Annotated in this window: 23 protein-coding genes; 19 read left to right on the forward strand and 4 right to left on the reverse strand. The window is 71.2% G+C overall.

Annotated features, from left to right (window positions below):
- Window positions 1-180: 180 nt before the first annotated feature.
- Window positions 181-2,553, reverse strand: a complete 2,373-nt coding sequence (gene lon / locus FHU36_RS00305) for an endopeptidase La (protein ID WP_185081804.1) — start codon at window positions 2,551-2,553, stop codon at window positions 181-183.
- Between the two features lie 245 nt (window positions 2,554-2,798).
- On the opposite strand from lon, the gene FHU36_RS00310 reads away from it, so the two are divergent.
- The 13 genes from FHU36_RS00310 (at window position 2,799) to FHU36_RS00370 (ending at window position 15,187) form a co-directional block, all read left to right on the forward strand.
- Window positions 2,799-4,097 (forward strand): ABC transporter substrate-binding protein, encoded by a 1,299-nt coding sequence (locus FHU36_RS00310; protein WP_185081805.1) that lies wholly within the window; start codon window positions 2,799-2,801, stop codon window positions 4,095-4,097.
- 82 nt (window positions 4,098-4,179) lie between these two features.
- Window positions 4,180-5,496 carry a branched-chain amino acid ABC transporter permease gene (locus tag FHU36_RS00315; protein ID WP_185081806.1) on the forward strand — a complete coding sequence of 439 codons (1,317 nt, stop codon included), beginning with the start codon at window positions 4,180-4,182 and terminating at the stop codon, window positions 5,494-5,496.
- A gap of 14 nt (window positions 5,497-5,510) precedes the next feature.
- Window positions 5,511-6,479 carry a branched-chain amino acid ABC transporter permease gene (locus FHU36_RS00320; protein WP_185081807.1) on the forward strand — a complete coding sequence of 323 codons (969 nt, stop codon included), beginning with the start codon at window positions 5,511-5,513 and terminating at the stop codon, window positions 6,477-6,479.
- On the forward strand, window positions 6,472-7,329 hold the full coding sequence (locus FHU36_RS00325) for an ABC transporter ATP-binding protein (RefSeq protein ID WP_185081808.1): 858 nt from the start codon (window positions 6,472-6,474) through the stop codon (window positions 7,327-7,329). Before FHU36_RS00320 ends, FHU36_RS00325 begins: the two co-directional genes overlap by 8 nt.
- Window positions 7,326-8,060 carry an ABC transporter ATP-binding protein gene (locus FHU36_RS00330; RefSeq protein WP_185081809.1) on the forward strand — a complete coding sequence of 245 codons (735 nt, stop codon included), beginning with the start codon at window positions 7,326-7,328 and terminating at the stop codon, window positions 8,058-8,060. The genes FHU36_RS00325 and FHU36_RS00330 overlap by 4 nt, the downstream gene beginning before the upstream one ends.
- A gap of 76 nt (window positions 8,061-8,136) precedes the next feature.
- A complete protein-coding gene (locus FHU36_RS00335; RefSeq protein ID WP_185081810.1) occupies window positions 8,137-9,615 on the forward strand; it encodes a 2-hydroxymuconic semialdehyde dehydrogenase in 1,479 nt (492 codons plus the stop codon).
- Window positions 9,612-10,403: a 2-keto-4-pentenoate hydratase gene (locus FHU36_RS00340; protein ID WP_185081811.1), complete on the forward strand. Its 792-nt coding sequence runs from the start codon at window positions 9,612-9,614 to the stop codon at window positions 10,401-10,403. Before FHU36_RS00335 ends, FHU36_RS00340 begins: the two co-directional genes overlap by 4 nt.
- Window positions 10,403-11,359 (forward strand): acetaldehyde dehydrogenase (acetylating), encoded by a 957-nt coding sequence (locus FHU36_RS00345; RefSeq protein WP_185081812.1) that lies wholly within the window; start codon window positions 10,403-10,405, stop codon window positions 11,357-11,359. Before FHU36_RS00340 ends, FHU36_RS00345 begins: the two co-directional genes overlap by 1 nt.
- Complete coding sequence (gene dmpG, locus FHU36_RS00350) at window positions 11,356-12,375, forward strand: 4-hydroxy-2-oxovalerate aldolase (RefSeq protein WP_185081813.1); 1,020 nt, start codon at window positions 11,356-11,358, stop codon at window positions 12,373-12,375. The genes FHU36_RS00345 and dmpG overlap by 4 nt, the downstream gene beginning before the upstream one ends.
- Window positions 12,372-13,199, forward strand: a complete 828-nt coding sequence (locus FHU36_RS00355) for a 2-keto-4-pentenoate hydratase (protein ID WP_185081814.1) — start codon at window positions 12,372-12,374, stop codon at window positions 13,197-13,199. Before dmpG ends, FHU36_RS00355 begins: the two co-directional genes overlap by 4 nt.
- On the forward strand, window positions 13,196-13,663 hold the full coding sequence (locus FHU36_RS00360) for a RidA family protein (protein WP_185081815.1): 468 nt from the start codon (window positions 13,196-13,198) through the stop codon (window positions 13,661-13,663). The genes FHU36_RS00355 and FHU36_RS00360 overlap by 4 nt, the downstream gene beginning before the upstream one ends.
- The gene (locus FHU36_RS00365; protein WP_185081816.1) at window positions 13,660-14,187 is read left to right on the forward strand and encodes a 3-hydroxyanthranilate 3,4-dioxygenase; all 528 of its coding nucleotides are present in this window, start codon (window positions 13,660-13,662) and stop codon (window positions 14,185-14,187) included. Before FHU36_RS00360 ends, FHU36_RS00365 begins: the two co-directional genes overlap by 4 nt.
- Before the next feature lie 10 nt (window positions 14,188-14,197).
- A complete protein-coding gene (locus FHU36_RS00370; protein WP_185081817.1) occupies window positions 14,198-15,187 on the forward strand; it encodes an amidohydrolase family protein in 990 nt (329 codons plus the stop codon).
- 22 nt (window positions 15,188-15,209) lie between these two features.
- Here FHU36_RS00370 and FHU36_RS00375 read toward each other — a convergent pair whose 3' ends face one another.
- On the reverse strand, window positions 15,210-16,220 hold the full coding sequence (locus FHU36_RS00375) for a LysR substrate-binding domain-containing protein (RefSeq protein WP_185081818.1): 1,011 nt from the start codon (window positions 16,218-16,220) through the stop codon (window positions 15,210-15,212).
- Window positions 16,221-16,306: 86 nt separating this feature from the next.
- Here FHU36_RS00375 and FHU36_RS00380 point away from each other — a divergent pair, with 86 nt between their 5' ends.
- The 3 genes from FHU36_RS00380 (at window position 16,307) to FHU36_RS00390 (ending at window position 19,196) form a co-directional block, all read left to right on the forward strand.
- Window positions 16,307-17,083, forward strand: a complete 777-nt coding sequence (locus FHU36_RS00380; protein ID WP_185081819.1) for an SDR family NAD(P)-dependent oxidoreductase — start codon at window positions 16,307-16,309, stop codon at window positions 17,081-17,083.
- 111 nt (window positions 17,084-17,194) lie between these two features.
- Window positions 17,195-18,478, forward strand: a complete 1,284-nt coding sequence (locus FHU36_RS46155; RefSeq protein WP_312891373.1) for a sensor histidine kinase — start codon at window positions 17,195-17,197, stop codon at window positions 18,476-18,478.
- Window positions 18,479-18,539: 61 nt separating this feature from the next.
- Window positions 18,540-19,196 (forward strand): response regulator, encoded by a 657-nt coding sequence (locus FHU36_RS00390; protein WP_185081820.1) that lies wholly within the window; start codon window positions 18,540-18,542, stop codon window positions 19,194-19,196.
- Between the two features lie 49 nt (window positions 19,197-19,245).
- Here the strand turns inward: FHU36_RS00390 and FHU36_RS00395 are convergent, their stop codons facing one another.
- The gene (locus FHU36_RS00395; RefSeq protein ID WP_185081821.1) at window positions 19,246-19,461 is read right to left on the reverse strand and encodes a hypothetical protein; all 216 of its coding nucleotides are present in this window, start codon (window positions 19,459-19,461) and stop codon (window positions 19,246-19,248) included.
- A gap of 444 nt (window positions 19,462-19,905) precedes the next feature.
- On the opposite strand from FHU36_RS00395, the gene FHU36_RS00400 reads away from it, so the two are divergent.
- From FHU36_RS00400 to FHU36_RS00410, 3 genes are all read left to right on the forward strand, one after another.
- Window positions 19,906-20,547, forward strand: a complete 642-nt coding sequence (locus FHU36_RS00400) for a biliverdin-producing heme oxygenase (RefSeq protein ID WP_185081822.1) — start codon at window positions 19,906-19,908, stop codon at window positions 20,545-20,547.
- 46 nt (window positions 20,548-20,593) lie between these two features.
- Window positions 20,594-21,193, forward strand: coding sequence for a TetR/AcrR family transcriptional regulator (locus tag FHU36_RS00405; protein WP_185081823.1), 600 nt, complete (start codon window positions 20,594-20,596; stop codon window positions 21,191-21,193).
- 80 nt (window positions 21,194-21,273) lie between these two features.
- Complete coding sequence (locus FHU36_RS00410; RefSeq protein ID WP_185081824.1) at window positions 21,274-22,671, forward strand: MFS transporter; 1,398 nt, start codon at window positions 21,274-21,276, stop codon at window positions 22,669-22,671.
- Here the strand turns inward: FHU36_RS00410 and FHU36_RS00415 are convergent, their stop codons facing one another.
- A complete protein-coding gene (locus FHU36_RS00415) occupies window positions 22,672-23,916 on the reverse strand; it encodes a cytochrome P450 (RefSeq protein WP_376774103.1) in 1,245 nt (414 codons plus the stop codon).
- Window positions 23,917-24,028: the final 112 nt, after the last annotated feature.

Genomic DNA, 24,028 nt, shown 5'->3' on the forward strand with positions numbered 1-24,028 from the left:
GCCGGCCCGTCGAGGACGGGCCGGGCCGGCGGGGTCTCGCGCACGGCCGCGTGGATCGCCCTGACAGGCTCGGGGTTGCGGACCTCGCGGATGACGACGGTGCAGTCTGCCGGTCAGGGCCGGACGCCGGAGGCCCCGCCGTATCCCTCGAAGGGGTGCGGCGGGGCCTCCGGACCGAGGTCAGGCGGCGGCCGTGGAGGGGACCTTGGCCGAGGCGAGGGCGATGTCCAGCACCTCGCGCACGTCGCTGACCGCGTGGATCGTCAGCTCGTTGCGCACCTCCTCGGGCACGTCGTCCAGGTCGGGCTCGTTGCGGGCCGGGATGAGCACCGTGGTGATGCCCGCCCGGTGCGCCGCCAGCAGCTTCTGCTTGACGCCGCCGATCGGCAGCACCCGCCCGGTCAGCGAGATCTCGCCGGTCATGGCCACATCACCGCGGACCTGGCGGCCCGAAAGGAGCGAGGCCAGCGCCGTCGTCAGCGTCACACCGGCCGACGGGCCGTCCTTCGGCACCGCGCCCGCCGGGAAGTGGACGTGCACCGAGCGGTCCTTCAGCGCGGTGACCGGCAGCTCCAGCTCCGCGCCGTGCGAGCGGAGGTAGGACAGGGCGATCCTGGCCGACTCCTTCATCACGTCGCCGAGCTGCCCGGTCAGCGTGAGACCCGTCTCGCCGGTCTCGGGGTCGGCCAGCGACGCCTCCACGTACAGGACGTCGCCTCCGGCGCCCGTGACGGCCAGCCCCGTCGCGACGCCCGGCACCGAGGTGCGCTGCCGCGACTCCGGCAGCGACGACTCGGGCACGAACCGCGGCCGGCCGAGGTAGCCGACGAGGCCCTCGGCGTCCACCCGGACGGGCAGCTCGTCCTTCGCGGCGACCTTGCGCAGGATGCGGGCGACCGAGCGCTCCAGCGACCGGACCCCGGCCTCGCGGGTGTATTCGGCGGCGAGCCTGCGCAGCGCGGCGTCCTCGACGGTGACCTCCTCGGTCGTCAGGCCCGCCAGTTCGAGCTGCCGGGGCAGCAGGTGGTCGCGGGCGATGGCGACCTTCTCGTCCTCGGTGTAGCCGTCGAGGGTGACGACCTCCATGCGGTCGAGCAGCGGCCCGGGGATGGCCTCCAGGACGTTGGCCGTGGCCAGGAAGAGCACGTCGCTCAGGTCGAGCTCGACTTCCAGGTAGTGGTCGCGGAAGGTGTGGTTCTGCGCCGGGTCGAGCACCTCGAGCAGCGCCGCGGTCGGGTCGCCGCGGTAGTCGGCGCCGACCTTGTCGACCTCGTCGAGCAGCACGACCGGGTTCATCGAGCCGGCCTCGCGGATGGCGCGGACGATGCGGCCGGGCAGCGCGCCGACGTAGGTGCGCCGGTGGCCGCGGATCTCCGCCTCGTCGCGGACGCCGCCGAGTGCGACGCGGACGAACTTGCGGCCCATCGCGCGCGCCACCGACTCGCCGAGCGAGGTCTTGCCCACGCCGGGAGGACCGGCCAGGGCGAGCACGGCGCCGCTGCGGCGGCCGCCCACCACGCCGAGGCCCTTGTCCTGGCGGCGCTTGCGCACGGCCAGGTGCTCGAGGATGCGGTCCTTGACGTCGCTCAGGCCGGTGTGGTCGGCGTCGAGCACGTCACGCGCACCGGTGATGTCGTAGTTGTCCTCGGTGCGCTCGTTCCACGGGATGTCGAGCACGGTGTCGAGCCAGGTGCGGATCCAGCCGGTCTCGGGCGACTGGTCGGAGGTGCGCTCCAGCTTGTCGACCTCCTTGAGCGCGGCCTCGCGCACCTTGGCGGGCAGGTCGGCGGCCTCGACGCGGGCGCGGTAGTCTTCCTCCTCGCTCTCCGCGGAGTCGCCGTTGAGCTCCTTCAGCTCCTTGCGGACCGCGGCGAGCTGCTGGCGCAGCAGGAACTCACGCTGCTGCTTCTCCATGCCCTCCTGGACGTCCTTGCGGATCGTCTCGGCCACGTCGAGCTCGGCCAGGTGCTCGCGGGACCACTCCACCAGGCGGGCCAGCCGGTCGGCCGGGTCGGCCGCCTCCAGCAGCTCGACCTTCTGGGCCGTGGTCAGCCACGGGGTGTAGCCGGAGCTGTCGGCGAGCACGGAGGGGTCGTCGATCTGGTTGACCTGGTCGACGACCTGCCAGGCGCCGCGCTTCTGCAAGATCGTGGTCGCCAGGGCCTTGTACTCCTTGGCCAGCTCGTGGGCGCGCTCGCTCACCGCGACCTGGTCGACGGTGATGGCCTCCACCCACAGCGCGGCACCGGGGCCGGTCGTGCCGGTGCCCACGCGCACCCGGTCGACGCCGCGCACCACGGCGGCGGGCTCGCCTCCCGGCAGCCTGCCCACCTGCTCGACGACGGCCTGCACGCCGACCGCGCCGTAGCGACCGTCGATCCGGGGAACGAGGAGCACCCGCGGCTTGTTACGCCCGGATGCGCGGCTCGACGACTCGGCCGCGTCGATGGCTGCCCGCACCTCGGAGTCGGACAGGTCCAGCGGCACCACCATGCCCGGCAGCACGACCTCGTCATCGAGCGGCAGGACCGGCAGGATCAAGCTCTCACTCATGCGAACTCCAAAGGGTTGAGTTATACAGACTCAATTCATCAGAGCCTCCGGATGTTCCCTTGCTTGCCGATGTTCGCTCACAGCGAGCGTAATCATGTAAGACGACCAGTGGCATGCCTGTATGGGCATGGCGTGGCTGCGAACACGCATTAGACGGGCATGTGTCGTCAGGCGCATCCTCGACCTACATCAAGCGTCTTGCCGGCTGGGGGGACAGGGCGAACGCAGCCGATCTGGAGCACCACATGAATCGAAGACTGACAGGCCTGGCGGCCGCCGTCGCGGCATCCCTGATCCTCACCGGATGTTCCGACGGGAGCGATCAGCAGCGTGCGGCCGAGCCCGCGAAGAAGACACAGATCTACCTGGTCGACGGCAACACCACCCAGTACGGCGACGAGTTCACGGCCGGCACGTTCGACGGAGTGAAGGGCGTCATCCCGGGCGGCCGGTCGACCGACGAGTTCCGCGAGCGGCTGCTGGCCGCCGACCCCCGCCTGAAGGACTTCGCCTACGCGGTGGAGTCGTACGACTCGGTGATCGTCACCGCACTCGCGGCGGAGGCCGCCGAGAGCGACGGCGCGAAGGCGGTCGCCGCCAGGATGCGGGACGTCTCGAACGCGCCGGGCGAGAAGTGCACCACCTTCGCGGCCTGCTCGAAGCTGCTCAAGGACGGAGCCGAGATCGACTATGACGGGCTGAGCGGCCCGATCGACCTCAACAGGACCGGCAGCCCGTCGGCCGCCTCCGTCGGCGTCTTCCAGTACGGGAAGGACAACACCTACCAGGCCGTCGGCTACGAGACGGGCAAGGCGTCCGCCGACCCCGATCCCCTCCCCGCGCAGGGGATCAGTGGAGCGGGCACCCCCGGCGACGGCCGGCTGGTGCTCGGCTCCCTCCTGCCGCAGACCGGTGATCTCTCCTATCTCGGCCCGCCGATGTCGGCCGGGGTCAAGGTGGCCGTCGCCGAGCTGAACGACCACGGCGGGGTCCTGGGCGAGGACGTCAAGCTGGTCGCCGGGGACTCCGGTGACGGAACCCCCAACATCGCGCCCCAGGAGACCGACAAGCTCCTCGACCAGGACGTGGACGTCATCGTCGGCACGGCCTCGTCGAGCGTCTCCCTCAGCGTCCTCGACAAGATCGTGAACGCGGGAGTCCTCAACATCTCACCCTCGGTGACGTCCCCGGAGTTCGACACCTTCCCCGACAAGGGGCTCTTCTTCCGCCTGATGCAGTCGGACGCGCTGCAGGGCGGTGTGCTCGCCAACACGATGTCGAACGACGGCTACACCGACATCGCGATCCTCGTCCGGCAGGACGCGTGGGGACAGGGCCTCGCGGCGGGCATCAAGGCGTCGTTCGAGGAGTCGGGAGGCAACGTCGTCGCCACCCGCTTCTACGCCCCGGACTCGGGCGGATTCACCGCCGAGGTGAACGCCGTCAAGGCGGCCGATCCGGACGCCATCGCACTCGTCGGGTTCGACGAGACCAAGAAGATCGTGCCCGAGCTGATCAAGGCCGGTCTCTGGATGGGTCGGTAGCACGACCCGCGGTGCCGTGCGCCGGAGGCGACACCCCGGCGCACGGCCCGGAATCCCCATCTCACCAGCACCTGGAGTTCCCGTGCGGTTGCGTCCTGCCCTCTGCCTCGTCCTGCTCGTCGTGGCCCTGTTCGGCGCCGGCTCCACGGCGGTCGCGGCGGCTTCCACCGTCGGCACGGCCGCGCTCACGGCCCGCGGCGACGACCCCGAGACCGTGAAGGTCACCGGCAAGCTGGTCAACCGCGACGACACGGGGTCGACGCCGGTCGGCGGCGGCAAGGTGACGGTGACCGGCGCGTCGGGCGCCGAGTACTCCGCCACCAGCCGGCCGGACGGCGGTTTCTCCGTCGAGGTGCCGTTCGAGGTCGGGCCCCTCTCGATCGAGCTCGACGAGCGATCGCTCCCGGATGGCGTCACCCTGCGCGAGGGCGGGCGCAATCCGATCACCAGGACGGTCTCGGGGACGCTTCCGCTGACGGTCACCTTCGTCCTGGGCAAGGGCGACCGTCAGACGATGAGCTGGGCCGACCAGATCCCCCAGAGCCTGTTCAACGGCCTCTACTTCGGCCTGATCATCTCGCTCGGCGCGCTGGGGCTGTCGCTGATCTTCGCCACCACCCGGCTGACGAACTTCGCGCACGGCGAGATGGTGACGTTCGGCGCACTCGTGACGTACGCGCTCAACGTGACGGGGATCGACATCTGGCTGGCCGGTCTCCTCGCGGCGGGGCTGGCCGGCGTGTTCGGGTTCGCGCAGGACCGGTTCTTCTGGCGGCCGATCCGGCGGCGAGGGACCGGCGTCCTCGCCATGATGATCATCTCGATCGGTGTCCAGTTCATCCTCCGCAACGTCTACCAGTTCTTCACCGGCGGGCGGACCGAGACCTACCGCCAGTACACGACGCCGGAAGGGCACCGGCTCGGCCCGATCACGTACTCCGTCCGCGACGTGGTCTGCGTGGCGATCGCGCTGGTGCTGGTCGTCGGTGTGACGATCGCGCTCCGGCGGACCCGGCTCGGGCGGGCGACCCGGGCGGTGGCCGACAACGCGGCGCTCGCCGCGACGACGGGCATCAACGTCAACCGGGTCATCACGACCGTCTGGTCGGTGGGCGCGCTGCTCGCCGCGACGTGCGGCCTGCTCCTCGGCTTCAGCCAGGCCGTGAAGTTCGACCTCGGCGCCCTCCAGCTCCTGGTGATGTTCGCCGCCATCACGGTGGGCGGGCTCGGATCCGTGTGGGGAGCCGTCCTCGGCAGCCTGCTCGTGGGCACCCTGATCGAGATGTCGACCCTGGTCATCCCATCCGAGCTCAAGATGGCCGCCGCGCTGTTCCTGCTCATCGGCGTGCTCCTCGTCCGGCCGCAGGGACTCCTCGGGCGCGCACAGCGCATCGGTTGATCGAGAGGAACGACATGGACATCCTGACCAGCGCCCTCCGGGCGGGCTTCTCCGTCGACGCGGCGTACTTCTGTCTGGCCGCCATCGGGCTCAACGTGCAGTTCGGGTACGCGGGCCTGATCAACTTCGGGCAGGCGGGGTTCCTCGCCGTCGGCGCGTACGGGTTCGCCGTCGGCTCCGTCGCCCTCGGGCTCCCCTTCTTCGCCGCGATCGGCCTCGGTTTGCTGTGCAGCATCGCGCTGGGCCTGCTCCTCGGGCTGCCCACCCTGCGGCTGCGCGCGGACTACCTCGCCATCGCGACCATCGCCGCCGCGGAGGTCCTGCGGCTGTTCTTCGGCGCGGCGTTCCAGGACGTCTTCCACGGACGTGACGGGATCTCCGGCTTCTCGGCGGGCTTCCAGGCGGCCAATCCCTTCGACCAGCCGTTCCTCGGCTACCGACCGGCCGACCTGTGGGTCATGACGGTGGGCTGGGGGCTGGTCGTGATCGCCAGCGTCGTCGTCTGGTCGATCATGCGCGGGCCGTGGGGCCGGGTGCTCATGGCGATCCGCGAGGACGAGGAGGCGGTCCGCAGCCTGGGCAAGAACGTCTACGCCTTCAAGATGCAGGCGCTGGCGATCGGCGGCCTCATCGGCGCTCTGGGCGGGTTCGTCGTCGCGCTGGGCCAGAACTCCGTGCAGCCGGACAACTTCAGCTTCGACCTGACCTTCATCGTGTGCACCATGCTCGTCCTCGGCGGCGCGGCCCGGATCATGGGCCCGGTCGTGGGCGCGGTCGTCTTCTGGGCGTTCCTGTCCCTGGTCAGCGGGATCCTGGGCGCTCTCACCGCGGGGCAGGACCCCGTCGTCCCGGCCTGGCTCATGACCGGCGACCAGATCGGCACGGTCAGGTTCGTCCTCGTGGGAGTCGCCCTGGTGCTGTTGATGATCTATCGACCTCAAGGAATCTTCGGAGATCGTAAGGAGATGGCGCTCCATGCCTGACCGCATCCCCTCCGCCGCCCGGTCCGGTCCTGATCCGGCCGTGATCCTCCGGGCGGAGAACGTGGCACGACGGTTCGGCGGATTCACCGCCGTCGACGTGGACCACCTGGCCGTCCGCCGAGGTGAGATCACCGCGCTGATCGGGCCGAACGGGGCGGGCAAGTCCACGTTGTTCAACCTGCTGACCGGATTCGACCGTCCCGACGCCGGCCGGTGGGCCTTCGACGGTCATCCGCTGGCGGGTGTGCCCGCGCACAAGGTCGCGCGCATGGGCATGGTCCGCACGTTCCAGCTGACGCGAGTCCTGGCCCGCCTGACCGTGCTGGAGAACATGCGCATCGCCGCACCGGGTCAGCTCGGCGAGCGGCTGTGGGCGGCCCCCTTCAGCCTGGCCTGGCGCAGGGGCGAGAGGGACAACACCGCCCGTGCGCGCGCCCTGCTGTCCCGGTTCCTGCTGGACGGCAAGCGCGACGAACCGGCGGGCGCGCTGTCCGGCGGGCAGCGGAAACTGCTGGAGATGGCCCGCGCGCTCATGGCGGAGCCGCGGATGGTGATGCTCGACGAGCCCATGGCCGGGGTGAACCCGGCGCTCAAGCAGTCTCTGCTCGGGCACATCGTGTCCCTGCGTGACGACGGCGTGAGCGTGCTGTTCGTCGAGCACGACATGGACATGGTGCACGAGATATCGGACCACGTCGTCGTCATGGCCCAGGGCCGGGTGATCGCCGAGGGCACCGCGCGCGAGGTCACGCAGGACGAGCGGGTGGTGAGCGCGTATCTGGGCGAGCGTTTCGGCGACGACCTCGTGGAGACCGGCCCGACGCCGGGCGGCGGGAGCGGCGGCCGATGAGCACCACACACGGGTTGCTGGTCGCCGAAGACCTCGTCGCGGGTTACCTGCCGGGCGTCGACATCCTCAAGAAGGCCGGCCTCCGGTGCGACGAGGGGGAGGTCGTCGGCATCATCGGGCCCAACGGGGCGGGGAAGTCGACCCTGCTCAAGGCGCTGTTCGGGCTGGTGCCGATCCGCAGCGGGGCGGTCCGCCTGCGTGGCGCGGACATCACCGGCGAGCGCGCCGACTCTCTCGTGGCGCGCGGCGTCGGCTTCGTCCCGCAGACCGGCAACGTCTTCACCGGCCTCACGGTCGAGGAGAACCTCCAGATGGGCTGCTACCAGGCGCCCGCGACGTTCGCCGAACGGCTGGACGTCGTCGGCGACCTGTTCCCGTCGCTGCTCGACAGGCGGCACCGCCCGGCCGGCTCGCTGTCCGGCGGGGAACGGCAGATGGTGGCGATGGGCCGCGCGCTCATGATGAACCCCTCGGTGCTCCTGCTCGACGAGCCGTCCGCCGGTCTCTCGCCGCACATGCAGGACGAGGTGTTCGTCCAGACGAGGAGCGTCAACCGCGCGGGGGTGAGCGTCGTGATCGTCGAGCAGAACGCGCGGCGGTGCCTGGAGATCTGCGACCGGGGATATGTGCTGGACCAGGGCGCCAACGCCATGACGGCGACGGGCCGGGAGCTCATGCACGATCCCAAGGTCGTCGAGCTGTACCTCGGAACCCTGGGACGTGACACGTGAGGTATGCCTTCATGGACATGACAGAGCCCGCAAATCCTATTTGCGGAGCATGGCTCCTGGCGGTGAGCATATGAGCATGACCACAGCGTTCGCGGAGGGCATCGTCCGCAACTTCGTCGACGGCCGGTTCGCCGAGCCCGACACCGGGTCGTTGTTCGACAACGTCGATCCCGCCACCGGCCGAGTGGCCGGACGCGTGCACGAGGCCGACGCCGCGCTGGTGGACCGCGCCGTGCGCTCGGCGCGCCGGGCGCTCGCCGGTCCCTGGTCCTCGTGGACGACGAACGCGCGCACGGCGCTGCTCCGCCGCGCGGCCGACCGGATCGAGGAGCGCTTCGAGGAGTTCGTCGCGGCGGAGGTCCGCGACACCGGCAAACCGGTGACGCACGCTCGTGACGTCGACGTGGCCCGCGCCCTCACCAACCTCCGGGCCTTCGCCGACGTCGTGGGATCGGCCGGGCAACCGTCGTTCCTCACCGAACTGGCGGACGGGCGCCGCGCGCTCAACTACGCGGTCCGCAAGCCGCTGGGCGTCGTCGCGGTCGTGGTCCCGTGGAACCTGCCGCTGCTGTTGCTGACCTGGAAGGTCGCGCCCGCGCTCGCCTGCGGCAACGCCGTGGTGGTCAAGCCGAGCGAGGAGACGCCCTCGACGGCGACCCTGCTGGCCGAGGTGCTGCGCGAGGTGGGCCTGCCGGACGGCGTCTACAACGTGGTCCACGGATTCGGCCGGGGCTCCGCGGGCGAGTTCCTCACGACGCACCCCGGCATCGACGGCGTGACGTTCACGGGCTCCACGGCGACCGGCTCGCAGGTGATGCGGACCGTCGCGGGACGTGTCCGGCCCGTGTCCTTCGAGCTCGGCGGCAAGAACGCGGCCGTCGTGTTCGCCGACGCCGATCTGGACACGACGCTGGACGGGCTCAGGCGGTCGATCTTCTCGAACACCGGCCAGGTGTGCCTGTGCACCGAACGCGTCTACGTCCAGCGCCCGATCTTCGACGACGTGGTCGACGGCCTCGTCGCCCGGGCGAAGGCGCTCACCCTGGGCGACCCGCTCAGCGAGACGACGACGACGGGCCCGCTCATCTCCCGGGCCCACCGCGACAAGGTGCTCACCTACTTCGGCCTGGCCCGGGAGGCGGGCGCGACGACCGTCGTCGGCGGCGGCATCCCGTCGATGACACCGGACCTCGACGGTGGCTCGTGGATCGAACCCACCCTCTGGGTCGGCCTGGGCCAGGAGGCCCGTCCCATGCGGGACGAGGTGTTCGGCCCGGTGGCCGGGGTGATCCCGTTCGACTCCGAGGAGGAGGCGATCGCGCTGGCGAACGACACCGACTACGGCCTCGCGTCGTCCGTGTGGACCTCGGATCTCACCCGCGGCCACCGCGTGGCCCAGGCGATGCGGGTCGGCATGTCCTGGGTCAACACCTGGTTCCTGCGGGACCTGCGCTCCCCGTTCGGCGGCATGGGCCTGTCGGGGATCGGCCGCGAGGGCGGCGAGTCCTCGCTCCACTTCTACACCGAACCGACGAATGTGTGCGTGCAACTATGACGACAACCATCACCGCCGCGGCCGAACGGCTGCTCACCGCCGCGAGAGACGGCGTTCCGTGCGCCCCGGTGCGGGACCTGATCGGCGCCGGCGACCTCGACCAGGCGTACGCCGTCCAGGAGGCCGTCGCCGCCGCGCGCGAGCGGGCCGGATCCCGCGTCGCCGGCTACAAGATCGGCCTGACCACGAGGTCGGTGCAGGAGCAGTTCGGCGTCTTCGAGCCCGACTTCGGGCTCGTCTTCGACGACATGCTGCATGCCCACGGCAGCGAACTGGACCGCGGCGCCTACCTGCAGCCCCGGGTCGAGGCCGAGATCGCATTCGTGCTGGAGACCGGCATCGAGACGCCCAGGCCGTCGGTGGCCGACGTGATCCGGGCGACCGGCTTCGTCCTGCCGGCCATCGAGGTCGTGGACTCGCGGATCGCCGGCTGGGACATCACGATCAGCGACACGATCGCCGACAACGCCTCCAGCGGCGCGGTGGTGCTCGGCACGACCCCGCGGTCCCTTGACCGTCTGGAACTCGCGGACGTCAGCATGGTCCTGGAGAAGGACGGCGAGGACGTCTCCTTCGGCTCGGGCGCCGCGTGCATGGGGTCGCCGCTCGTCGCGGCCACCTGGATCGCGCGCGAACTCGTCCGCCGCGGCCGGCCGCCGCAAGCCGGCGACGTCATCATGACCGGTGCGCTCGGGCCGATGGTCGACGTCGCGGGCACCGGGCGGTTCACGGCCCGGTTGTCCGGGCTCGGCCAGGTCGAGGTCACCTTCGTCGAGCGGGAGCTGTGATGGCCGCGGACCGGAAGGCGGGGGCCGTCGTCATCGGCTCCGGCAACATCGGGACGGATCTCATGTTCAAGATCGAGCGGCTCTCGAAGCGGCTCTCGATGGCGGCCATGGTCGGCATCGACCCGGCCTCCGACGGCCTGGCGCGGGCCCGCAGGCGTGGTGTCGCGACCACGGCGGACGGCGTCGACGGGCTCGCCGGGCTGCCCCAGTTCCGCGACGCGGCGGTGATCTTCGATGCGACGTCCGCCGGGGCGCACGAACGGCATGCCGCGTTCGCGCGGCGGCACGGCAAGCTCATGATCGACCTGACGCCCGCGGCCCTGGGGCCCTACGCCGTGCCCACGGTCAATCTGGACGAGATGCACTTCGCCGACAACGTGAACATGGTGACGTGCGGCGGCCAGGCGACCATCCCCGTCGTCGCGGCCGTCGCCGGGGTGGCCCCGGTCGCCTATGCCGAGATCGTCGCCTCGATCGCCTCGCGGTCCGCCGGGCCGGGGACCCGCGCCAACATCGACGAGTTCACCGAGACCACCAGCCGCGCGATCGAGTCCGTCGGCGGGGCCGGGGTCGGCAAGGCGATCATCATCCTCAACCCGGCGGATCCCCCCGTCATCATGAGGGACACGGTCTACTGCCTGGTGGAGGACGCGGCCGGGCGTGACCGGCTCGACCACGACGCGGTCGCGCGAGCGGTCGCGGACATGGTGGCGCGGGTCCAGGACTACGTTCCCGGATACCGGCTCAAGCAGGCCACCCAGTTCGACCGGCTGTCCGGCGTCCACGTCCCCGCGCTCGGCCGCGCGTTCACCGGGACCAGGGTCTCGGTCTTCCTCGAGGTGTCCGGGGCCGGCCACTACCTGCCCGAGTACGCCGGCAACCTCGACATCATGACCTCGGCCGCGCTGCGGACGGCCGAGCGGATTCTGGAACTCCGCGAGGGGGCCAGGCTGTGAAGCTCTACCTGCAGGACGTGACCCTGCGCGACGGGATGCACGCGATGGGGCACGCGTACTCGACCGAACACGTGCGCCGGATCGCGGCGGCCGTCGACGCGGCCGGGGTCGACGCCGTCGAGGTGGCGCACGGTGACGGCCTCGGCGGTTCGAGCGCGAACTACGGCTTCGGCGCGCACTCCGATCTCGAATGGATCGAAGCGGCGGCCGAGGTGCTGCGCCACGCCAGGCTCACCACGCTGCTCATCCCCGGGATCGGCACGATCAAGGACCTGGAGCGGGCGCACCGGCACGGCGTCACCAGCGTCAGGATCGCCACGCACTGCACCGAGGCCGACATCGCGGCCCAGCACATCGACTGGGCGCGGTCCCACGACATGGACGTCTGCGGGTTCCTCATGCTCAGCCACATGCTCGATCCCGCGCCGCTCGCGGCGCAGGCCGCGCTCATGGAGTCGTACGGCGCCACCTGCGTCTACGTCACGGACTCGGGGGGACGCCTGACCGGCCGTGACGTCGCCGCCCGCGTCGACGCCTACCGTGACGTGCTGGACCCGGGGACCGAGATCGGGATCCACGCGCACGAGAACCTCTCGCTGTCGGTGGCCAACAGCGTGACCGCCGTCGAGCACGGAGCGGTGCGCGTCGACGTGGCGCTGGCCGGGCAGGGCGCCGGTGCGGGCAACTGCCCCGCGGAGCCCTTCGTGGCGGTCGCCGACCTGCTGGGCTGGGAGCACGGATGCGATCTCTTCGCCCTCCAGGACGCGGCCGACGACATCGTCCGCCCGCTCCGCCCGCACCCCGTCAGGGTGGACCGCGAGACGCTGACGCTGGGATACGCGGGTGTCTACTCCAGTTTCCTGCTCCATGCCGGGCGCGCGGCCGAGAGGCACGGCCTCGACGCGCGCGCCATCCTGATGGAGGCGGGCCGCCGCCGGCTCGTCGGCGGCCAGGAGGACATGATCGCCGACGTCGCCCTCGACCTGGTCGCCGCGGCTCGGGAGGAGGTCCGATGAGCCTTACGGACGGTGAGATCGTCGAGCTCGCGCGGGAGCTGGACGACGCCCAGACGTCGGCGCGCGCGGTCACCGGCCGCTCGGCGGGCGAGGACTGGGACGTCTTGAGCGCGTACCGGGTGCAGCGGCACCTCGTGGCACGCCGCCGGTCCCGTGGCGAACAGCCGATCGGTCTCAAGCTCGGTTTCACGAGCCGGGCGAAGATGCGCCAGATGGGCGTCCACGACGTCATCGTCGGGCAGCTCACCGACGCGATGGACGTCCCCGACGGCGGTGAGCTGAGCCTCGACGGCCTGATCCAGCCGAGAGTCGAGCCCGAGGTCGCCTTCAGGATCGCCCGGGACGTCGACCTGGACGACCCGCGGGCCTGCGTCGCGACCGCCGTGGACGCCGTGGCCCCGGCACTGGAGATCATCGACTCGCGCTACCGGGACTTCCGGTTCTCCTACGCGGACGTGATCGCCGACAACACCTCCGCGGCGGCGTTCGTGATCGGGCCGTGGGCTCCGGTACGGCCGCTCGACAACCTGGCCGTGCGGATGACCGTCGGACCCCGGACCGTCTCGACCGGGACGACGGGCGCCATCCTCGGTGATCCGATCCGCGGCCTGCGGCTGCTCGCCGGGATCTGCCGCCGCCACGCGATCCCGGTCCGCGCGGGCGACGTCGTCCTCGCCGGCGCGGCGACCGCGGCGGTTCCGCTCACCGGGGGCCCGCTGGACGAGGGTCCGCTGATCGAGGGTTTCGTCACCGCGCAGGTGGCGGACCTGGGCCGGGTGTCCGTGAGGGTGACCCGGGCCCGGAAGGGAGGCGACGCGTCATGACGAACCGGCACGACGGCAGCCGCACGATCGACGGGCTCGCCCGTCCCCGTGGCAGGTTCCCGCACGTGAAGGTGGCGGGAGACCTGGTGTTCGTGTCCGGCACCAGCTCGCGACGGCCCGACAACACCTTCGCCGGAGTCGAGGCCGACGAGCTCGGCACCGCCAGCCTCGACATCCGCGCGCAGACCCGCGCGGTCATCGAGAACATCGAGCGCATCCTCGGCGAGGTCGGCGCGACCCTGCCGGACGTGCTCCAGGTGACCGCCTACCTCACGTCCATGAACGACTTCGGCGGGTACAACGAGGTCTACGCCGAGTTCTTCGACGAGAGCGGGCCGACGCGGACGACGGTCGCGGTCCACCAGCTGCCCCACCCGCACCTGCTGATCGAGATGCAGGTCATCGCACGGAACCCGCACTCGCGCCCGCACCCGCACCCGACCGACGAAGGAGAACGCTCGTGACGAACGCGCCCTTCCCCGCTCCGATCAACTTCGCCTCGTGGATCAGTGAGCACGAGCACCTGCTGAAGCCGCCGGTGAACAACCGGACCATCCAGGTCGGCACGGACTTCATCGTCCAGGTGGTGGGCGGTCCGAACCAGCGGACCGACTTCCACCTCGATCCCTACGAGGAGTGGTTCTACCAGATCAAGGGCGACATGCACGTCGATCTCATGACGCCCGACGGCCCGCGGACCGTCCACATCAGGGAGGGCGAGGTGTGGCTCCTCCCCCGGAACCTGCCGCACTCGCCGCAGCGGCCGCAGGACGGCTCCGTCGGGCTGGTCATCGAGCGGATCCGCGAGGAGGGAACGCTGGAGAAGTTCCAGTGGTACTGCCCCACCTGCGCCAACCTCGTCCACGAGGTGGAGCTCCAGGTGCGGGACATCGTGGCCGACCTGCCTCCCGTGTTCGAGGAGTTCTACCGCAGTGAGGACGGGCGCACCTGTGACGCCTGCGGCACCGTGCACCCGGGCAAGGGCTGAGACCGTGACCATGAGCGGCTCCGTCGACGTGCACACGCACTACGTTCCTCGTGGCTGGCCCGACCTGGGGTCGGTGGACGAGCCCCTGCCCTGGCTGCGCATCGACTCGGAACGCGACGCCATGATCATGATGGGCTCCAAGGAGTTCCGCGCCATCCGCGACAACTGCTGGGACGCCGAGGTGCGCGTCGGCGAGATGGACGCCGACGGGGTGGACGTCCAGGTCCTCTCGCCGACGCCCGCCTTCTTCTCCTACGGCCAGTCCCCCGTCCAGGGCGCCAAGATCTCGGCGATCTTCAACGATCTGGCGCTCGACATCTGCGCGCCCGCCCCCGAGCGGCTCCTGCCGTTCTGCCAGGTGCCGCTCCAGGACCCCGACGCGGCCTGCCGCGAGCTCGAACGGTCGATCGCGAACGGTCATCGCGGGGTCGAGATCGGCAACCACGTGGGCGAGCGGGATCTGGACAGCGCGGGGATCGTGACGTTCCTGCAGCACGCGGCCGCGCTGGACGTTCCGGTGTTCGTCCATCCCTGGGACATGGCGACGTCGACGCGGCTCGACCGGTGGATGGCGCAGTGGCTGACGGGGATGCCCGCCGAGACGCACCTGTCGATCCTCGCCCTGATCCTCGGCGGCGTGTTCGACCGGATCGATCCCGGCCTGCGGATCTGCTTCGCTCATGGGGGCGGCTCGTTCGCCTTCTGGGTCGGGCGCATGGACAACGCGTGGCATCAACGCCACGACGTCATCGGGACGTCGGAGCATCCGCCGTCGCACTACCTCGGCCGCTTCTACACCGACTCGGTGGTCTTCGACCACCGGGCGCTGCGGTTACTGGTGGACACGATCGGCGCCGACCGGGTGCTGCTCGGCAGCGACTACCCCTATCCCCTGGGCGAACGCCCGGCCGGCCGCGTGGTGCGTACGAGTCCCCACCTCGGGGAGGCCGAACGCCGGGCGATCCTCCGCGGGAACGCCGAGACGTTCCTGGGCCTGTGAACCCGGGCCGCCGACGCATCGGTCACAGGGCCGGGGCCGGTCCGGCGGGCGGCAGGCCGGCGGGTGGCAAGGCGGCAGGCGGCAGGTCGGCGGAGGGCAGGTCGGCAGGCGACAGGGAGAGGTCGCGGGCCGTGCGGCGGAGAATGTCGATCAACGCGGTCGTCGCGGGGTTGAGGCGGCGGTCGGCCTGCAGCGTCAGCCCGACGCTGTGCCCGATGCGCTTCAGCGAGATGGGCAGCGTCGAGATCCGCGGATCCTCGCGGGCGATGAGCTCCGGCATCACCGCGATGTTGTGGGTCTCGACGAGAAGCTGCCGCACGGTGAGGAACGAGGTCGTCTCCACCCTGTTCTGCGGGAGCTCGAACCCGTTCTCCAGGAAGTACGTCTCCAGCTCGCGCCGGAGCACCGTCTCGACCCCGGGCAGGATCCACGGATATCCCGCGAGGTCCTCCAGCCGGACATCCGGCCGCCGGGCCAGCGGGTGCTGCGCGCCGACCACGACCCGTACCGACTCCTGGTACAGCGTGCGGCGCACCAGCCTTTCGTCCGACGGCGAGGTGAGCCGGCCGACGATCACGTCGAGCCGCCCCGACTCCAGCTCGGCGAGCAGCATGTCCGTCCCGCCCTCGCGCACCACCACGGTGACCAGCGGGCGTTCGGCCTTGAGCGCGGCGATCGCCCGGGGGATCAGCAGGTTGGACCCGGTCAGGTGGGTCCCCACGACCACGGTCCCGCGTTCCGCCTCGGCGATCTCGGCGATATGGCGTGCGGCCTGGGAAAGCTGTGAGAGCACGGCGCGCGCGTGCGCCGTGAAGGCGACACCGAAGTCGGTGGGGGTGAGGCCGCGTGGACCCCGTTCGTAGAGGGCGACGCCCAGGACCTGTTCGAGGTCCTGCAGGCTGCGCGTGACCACGGGCTGGGTGACGTGCAGCTCTCTGGCGGCGCCGATCACGGTGCCCTGCGTGCTCAGCACGTCGACCAGGACGAGGTGGCGCAGCTTGAGCCGCCCGTCGAGCAGCTTGGGGATGTGCATGCGCACGATGGTAGCCCTGGGCATGCCCTAGCTGACATATCGCCAGGCGAAGACAGTTGTTTTCGGCTATAGCAAGGAGAGGTGCGATGACCGATCTCAGCGGGATGATCGCGGTCGTGACCGGGGGCTCGTCGGGCATCGGGGAAGCCACGGTGCGACGGCTGATCGCCGACGGCGCGCGGGTCGTCTCGGGCGATCTGGCCCGGCCTGCCCACCGGCCGCCGGAGCTCTGCCACGTGGACGTCGACCTGGCCGCCCCCGAGGCGGGCACGACCCTGGTCGGCGCCGCTCTGGATCGATTCGGCCGGCTCGACGTCCTCGTCAACAACGTCGGCATCGCCCCCACCCGCGCCTCGTTCGTGAGCACGACCGACGACGACTGGACCGCGACGTGGACCGTCAACGTCATGAGCGCCGTCCGCGTCTCCCGGGCCGCGCTCCCCGCGCTCCAGGCGTCACAACGCGGCGCGGTGGTGTTCGTCGCGTCGACCACGGGCCGGACGCCCGACCCCTACTTCGTGGACTACGCCGTCACCAAGGCCGGCCTGGTGACCCTGGCCAAAGCGCTGTCGGAAGAGTTCGGCCCGCACGGCGTGCGGGTCAACTCGGTGTCGCCGGGCTCCATCCGCACCCCGTTGTGGGACCAACCCGGCGGGTTCGTGGACGGCCTGTCGGCCCGTCTCGGTCTTCCTCGGGAGGAGGCGGTGCGGGAGTTCGTCCGCTCGGAGCGCAGGATCAGTCTCGGCCGTCCAGGACGGGCCGACGAGGTCGCCTCGGCCATCGCGTTCCTGGTGTCCGGCGACGCCTCCTACATCACCGGGACGGACCTGGTCGTCGACGGCGGCTCGACCAAGTCGGTGTAGTGCCCGGGTCGGTGTAGTGCCCGGGTCGGTGCGGGGCCCGGGTCGGTGCGGGGCTCGGGGCCGGCTCCCCGCGTGACGCGCCGGTGCCGGATCGCGCCGTAAGCTGGCCGCGTGATCTCGGCAGCGGTGCGTCCCTTCGCGCTGGCGCTGTTCCAGGGGAGAGCGGATCGGCCACCGGTGCGTTCGGGGCGGTTCACGGCCCCGAAGGTACCTCGCCGGCTGGCCGTGCTGCTGCCGCTCCAGCGGGTGCATCTGGCACTGGTCGCCGACCTCGTGCTCGCCTACGTACTGTTCACCGGCACGCTGGGCGAGCTCGAATCGTGGAACCAGGAGAGCCGGCTGCCGGTCAACGACGGCCTGCTCCCCCTGCCCGCCCTGGCGGTCGCGCTGCCGGTGGTGCTGCGCGACCGGTGGCCGCTCGCCGCCTGGCGGGCCGGCCTGGTGCTGCTGCCCGCCTATCTCTTCGTGGTGGGGGCGATCAGTCCCGGGGGCAGCATGAGCATGCCCTACACGATGCCGTTCATCCTGATGTACACCCTGGTGCTCTACTCGGTGGCGGTGCGCTGCGAGAGGCCCATCACGTTCGCCGTCTGGGTCGTCAGCGTGCTGGGCATGTGGATCATCGACACCGCCAGCATGCCGATCGGCACGGTCGTCGTCACGGGGACCGTCCTGCTCGGCTACAACGTGCGCGTCAGGCGCAGCGCCACGGCGAGACTGGCCGACGAGGAGCGGCGCACCCAGCTCGCCCTCGGCGCCCAGCTCGTGCTGGAGGAGCGCGCCCGCATCGCGCGAGAGCTGCACGACGTCGTCGCCCACCACATGTCGGTCATCGCGATCCAGGCCGAGGCCGTGCCGATGCAGGCCGCGGGCGACGCCGCGCGCCTGGAAGCCGGGCTGGCGGAGATCCGCACGCTGTCGCTGGAGGCCCTCGCCGAGCTGCGCCAGGTGCTCGGCGTGCTGCGTGACGAGGACGGGCGCACCGACACGGCCCCGCAGCCCGGCCTCGACCGGGTCGACGAACTGGTGGCCAACGCCGGCACCGCAGGGCTCACCGTCCGGGTCGAGCGTTCGGGCCCGCTGGACGGGCTGCCGCCGGCCGTGGGCCTGTCGGCGTACCGGATCGTGCAGGAGTCGCTCAGCAACGTGATGCGCCACGCGCCGGGCGCGGCGGTCACGCTCGCCCTGGCCCGTGACGGTGACCGCTTACGGGTGCGCGTCGCCAACGGGCCGGGCAGCTCTCCCGGCGGCGCGCCCGGTGCGGGGCAGGGACTCGTGGGCATGCGCGAACGGGCGTCCCTGTTGGGCGGCACGCTGCGCGCCGGTCCGGTGGCCGGAGGCGGCTACGAGGTGACGGCCACCCTGCCGGTCGCCGCCCCCGAGGTGCCGTCGTGAGCAGGGGTGCCGCCCGTCGAGACGGAGCCCGTCACGGGCGCGAAGGTGAAGGGGGCTCGGGGTGATCCGGGTGCTGATCGCGGACGATCAGGGCATGGTCCGGACGGGGTTCGGGGTGTTTCTGGGGGCCCAGCCGGACATCGAGGTGGTGGGCGAGGCGGCCGACGGCGACCAGGCGGTGCGCCGGGCCGCCGAGCTGCGGCCCGACGTGGTGCTCATGGACGTGCGCATGCCGGTGATGAACGGCCTGGAGGCGACCAGGCGGCTGCTGGCCGGCGGCGTCGGGCCGAAGGTGCTCATCCTGACGACGTTCGACCTCGACGACTACGTCTACGAGGCGTTACGGGCCGGGGCGAGCGGGTTCCTGCTCAAGGACGCCTCGGCCGCGCAGCTCGCCGAGGCCGTGCGGGTCGTCGCCGCCGGTGACGCGCTGATCGCGCCGGCGGTGACCAAGCGGCTCATCCACGAGTTCGCGCGCCTGGGCGGCCCGCGGGCGCCGACGGCCAGGCGGCTCGCCGAGCTGACCGAGCGCGAGACCGAGGTGCTGTCCCTGGTGGCCCAGGCGCTGTCCAACCAGGAGATCGCCGAGCGGCTCGTCGTGGCCGAGCAGACGGTCAAGACGCATGTGGGGCGGGTGCTGATGAAGCTCGGCCTGCGCGACCGGGCCCAGGCCATCGTGTACGCCTACGAGACCGGCCTGGTACGCCCCGGCGAGTGACACGGGCAGGGCCCGGACCCTGCCGCGCGCGGTGGCCGCGGTCATGGGGTCAACCCCGCGGCGTGGCGGCGGAGGGTGCGGCGCTCACGCGGTCAGCCGCCGGTCCGCCGGCCGGGGTGTCTCCCCGGTCGGCGACGTCGTCCGCGGACGACGGGGTGCGGGCTCCGGTGCGGCGACCGAGCAAGTACGCCGGGTAGCCGTCGGTGACCGCGGGAGTCCCCGCCTCGTCCGGGGTGGCGAACATGGGGAACGGGTGTTGAGTCATGTCGGATGCCTCAGTCGTGCGTGCCGGGGCGTCGTCGAGGGGGCGATGGGGGACGGCTCCTGACCAAGATTCTCCTCACCCGTGCCGACGAATGCGCTTCCGGTCGACATGTGTCGCGGCTCTGTCGGGACAATGCGCCGAAGATGAATCGAAATCCGGTTCACGTTCGGCCAAGTGGGCAGGTAGGACCCGCCGGAGACGAACTGTACATAATCTGGTGAGGGCACCGCTCACGTACTCGTGAATCCCTCTCAAACCATTCCGACCCAGGCGCACCATCGATCACCGGACATTGTCCGGTGATATGCATCCTTTACGGGTATGCGGCTTTTCGCCCCCGGCGACCGCACCGGTTTGACGACACAGTGTCGTCTCCCACTTGACGCGCCCGCCCCAGGTTTGTGACACTGTGTCATGAAACATTCGTACGCGGTGGGGTGAAGTGTGACGTCGTTCTCCGAGATCCTGAAGAGCGCCACCTGGAGCGACCACGAGTCGGCCGAGGGTGAGAGCTACCTGGCGGAGCTGATGGCCGGCCGGCTCACCCCGGCCGAGTACGGCGAGATGGTCGCCCAGCACTACTTCGCCTACGTCGCGCTCGACGGCGTCTCCAGGACGCTGGCCGACCACCCGGTCGCCGGCAGGTTCGTCTTCCCGGAGCTCTACCGCGAACGGGCGCTGGAGCGCGACCTGGCCGCGGTCTACGGCTCGGACTGGCGTGACCGCATCACCCCCTCCAAGGCGACGCGCACCCTGGTGGCCCGCATCCACCAGGTCGCCGACTGGCCGGGCGGCTACATCGCCCACCACTACACCCGCTACATGGGTGACCTGTCGGGCGGGCAGTTCATCCGGATGGAGCTGCAGAAGATCTACGGCTACCACAAGGGCGGCGGCGTCGACTTCTACGTCTTCGACGAGGTGGGCAGCCTGCCGAGGTTCAAGAACGAGTATCGGGCCCGGCTCGACGCGCTGGCCCCGGACGAGCGGGAGCAGCAGCGGATCATCCGCGAGGTGAAGCTGGCGTACCAGCTCAACACCGAGGTGCTGACCGAACTGCTGCACGTGGTGAAGACCGCCGCCTAGCCGTACCCCGGGGTGACGGACCGTCTCCCGGCCTACCATAAGGCGTATGCCGCGCATCTCCGCCGCCACCATCGGCGAGCACCGTGCCCAGACGCGTGATCGCATCCTGGGGGCGGTGTCGCGCCTGTCGCGGGAGCAGGGCATCGACGCCATCTCCATGACCGACGTGGCCGGCGCGGCGGGCATCACCCGCACCGCCCTCTACAACTACTACCCCGACAAGGCCGCGCTGCTGCTGGCCTTCACCGAGCAGGTCACCCGCTACTTCATCGACAGCTACGAGCGGGAGCTCCCCGAGGGGGCCTCCCCCGCCGACCGGCTGCGCGCGTTCGTCCGGCTGCAGCTCGCCGGCCTGGTGGCGCACCCGCACCCCGGCCCGGCCGACCTCGGCGCGGCGCTCGGGCCCGACGCCTACCAGCGGCTGGCCGAGCACGTCGCGCCCATGCAGCGCATCCTGGCGGAGATCCTGGAGACCGGCATCGCGTCCGGCGACTTCCAGGCGCCCGACGTGGCGGCCACCGCGCGGATGATCCTCGCCGTGATCGGCGCGGAGCGGGTGCCCCTGATCAGCGGCACGGTCAGCGTCGAGACGGCCGGCGAGCTGGTGTCGGGGTTCGTGCTCAGGGCGCTCGGCAGCCACGCCTGACCCCCTGTCCCGTCGTTCGGCGGCGGGCAAGATCAGGGGCCGCGATCAGCGACGTCCCGCGCCGATGACAGGATGGGCCCATGAACAACGGGCACGTGACCTTCACCTCCGCCCGCGGGCGATGGATCCTGGCGGCCACCGTGCTCGGCTCGGGCCTGGCCATGCTCGACAGCACCGTGGTCAACGTCGCCCTCCCCTTCCTCGGCGACGAGCTCGACGCGGGCATGGCGGGCCTGCAGTGGACGATCAACTCCTACACCCTCACCCTGGCCGGGCTCATCCTGCTCGGCGGCTCACTCGGCGACCGGTTCGGCCGGCGCCGGATCTTCCTGCTGGGCACGGTCTGGTTCGCGCTGGCCTCGGCGCTGTGCGGCCTGTCGCCGAACATCGAGTTCCTGGTCGCCGCCCGCGCGCTGCAGGGCATCGGCGGCGCGCTGCTCACACCCGGCTCGCTGGCGATCATCCAGGCGTCGTTCGTCCGGGGGGACCGGCCGCGCGCCGTGGGCGTCTGGTCCGGCCTCGGCGGCGTGGCCGCCGCGATCGGGCCGCTGCTGGGCGGCTGGCTGGTGCAGACCGCCGGCTGGCGGTGGGTGTTCCTGATCAACCTGCCGTTCGCGCTGCTCGTCGTGCTCGTCACGCTGCGACACGTGCCGGAGAGCCGCGACGAGCAGGCCGCGGGCCGCTTCGACGTGCTGGGCTCGGTGCTGGCCGCGCTCGCGCTGGCCGGCATCACGTACGGGCTGATCGAGCAGGGCGCGCCGGGACCGCTGGTCGTCGGCGTGCTGCTGGGCGTGGCGTTCGTCGTGGTGGAGCGGCGCCGCTCGCCCGCCGCGCTGGTGCCGGTCGGGATGTTCCGCGACCGGGTGTTCACGGCCGTGAACGTGGTGACGCTCATCATGTACGCGGCGATGGGCGTGGTGTTCTTCCTGCTGGTCATCCAGCTGCAGGTGGTGTCGGGGTTCTCGCCGGTGGCGGCCGGGCTGGCCCTGCTGCCGGTCACGATCCTCATGATGCTGCTGTCGCCCCGGGCCGGCGAGATCGCCAAGCGTCACGGGCCGCGGCTGCCGATGACGGGCGGCATCCTGGTGGCCGGGCTCGGGTTCGTCTGGATGAGCGCGATCGGCCCCGGCTCCTCGTACGCGCTGCAGGTGCTGCCCGCGGTGACCGTCTTCGGCCTCGGCCTGTCGGCGGCGGTGGCGCCGCTCACGGCGACCGTGCTGGCCAGCGCGGAGGAGCGCTACGCGGGCACGGCCAGCGGCGTGAACAACGCGGTGGCGCGTACCGGCAGCCTCCTCTCGGTCGCCGCCGTGCCGCCGCTGGTGGGCCTGGTCGGCGACGCGTTCGAGCGGCCCGCGGTGTTCGACGCGGGGTTTCGGGCGGCGATGCTGATCAGCGCCGCGATGATGGCGGTCTCCGCGCTGATCACGTTCCTCACGATCAGGACGAACGTGCTCGCGCCCGAAGAGGCCCGCGCCTGATCAGAACGCGAACGCCTGGCTGCGCACGCTGTTGTCGAAGTTGGACAGCAACAGCTCCGGCTCACCGACCGACCGGATGCCGGGCAGCCTGGTCAGCAGCTCGCGGAACATCGTGCGCAGCTCCTGCCTGGCCAGGTTGGCGCCCAGGCAGAAGTGCGGTCCGGGCCCGCCGAAGCCGACGTGCGGCTTGGCGTCGCGGGTGATGTCGAACGTGTCGGGGTCGGGGAAGACGCTCTCGTCACGGTTGGCGGAGCCGTAGAACAGCACGACCTTGTCGCCCTTCTTCAGCTCCAGGCCGCGCAGCGAGTAGTCCTCGGTCACCGTGCGCCTGAACTGGATGATGGGCGAGACGTAGCGGACCATCTCCTCGATGGCGCCGTTGATGTGGCCGTCGAAGTCGCTCGTCAGCAGCTCGCGCTGCGCCGGGTTGTCGGTGAGCAGCTTGATGCCGTGGGCCATCGTGTTGCGGGCGGTCTCGTTGCCGGCCACGAGCAGCAGCGCGAAGAACGAGCCCAGCTCCTTGTCGGTCAGCTTCTCGCCGTCGGGGTTGGCGGTGACCAGCAGCGAGATGAGGTCGCCGGCCGGGGCCGCGGCACGCTCGTGGCCGAGCCTGATGACCATGCGCTGCAGCGCCAGCAGGGCCAGCATGTTCTGGCCGGCGAGCTGGACGCTGCGGGCCAGGCTCGGGCGGAGGCCGGTGTAGGCGGTGGAGACGTCGACGTGCTGGTGGACCTTGGCGCGCAGCTCCTGCGGGATGTCGAGCATGTCGCAGATGACGTGGATGGGCAGCCGGGCGGCCACCTGGTCGACGAAGTCGCGCGGGCCGTCCCTGACGACGTCGTCGACGATGCGCGTGCAGGCCGCCTCGATGTCGCTCTGCAGCCCGGTCAGCATGCGGGGGCTGAACGAGCGGGTGACGATGCGGCGCAGCCGGGCGTGGCGGGGGTCGTCCATGTTGACCAGCGACTCGCCGAAGACCTGCTTGACCCAGCCCGGCGGCTCGGGGTTGGTGACGGCGGGCTCGCTGGAGAACACCTTGGCGTTGCGGCTCGCCTCCACCACGTCGGCGTGGCGGACGAGGGCGTGGAAGCCCTTGCCGGAGCGCAGGAGCGGCACCTTCTTCTCGGGGAAGAACACCGGGTGCTCCAGCTGCCGGAGCCGGGCGAACGCCTCGTGTCGTTCTTTGAGCGGCTTGCGCCAGAAGTCCAGGTCGGCGAGATCGATGTCCGCGAGATCGATGTCCACGGGCCTATCCTGGCACGTTCCCGCCTCGGTCCCGCCACGGATCCCCGTCCCCGCCGCCCTTCCCGCCGTCGCCACCCTCCTGGCGGGACGCGGGGCGGCCGATGTGCATCAG

Source organism: Nonomuraea muscovyensis (assembly GCF_014207745.1).
GTDB lineage: Bacteria > Actinomycetota > Actinomycetes > Streptosporangiales > Streptosporangiaceae > Nonomuraea > Nonomuraea muscovyensis.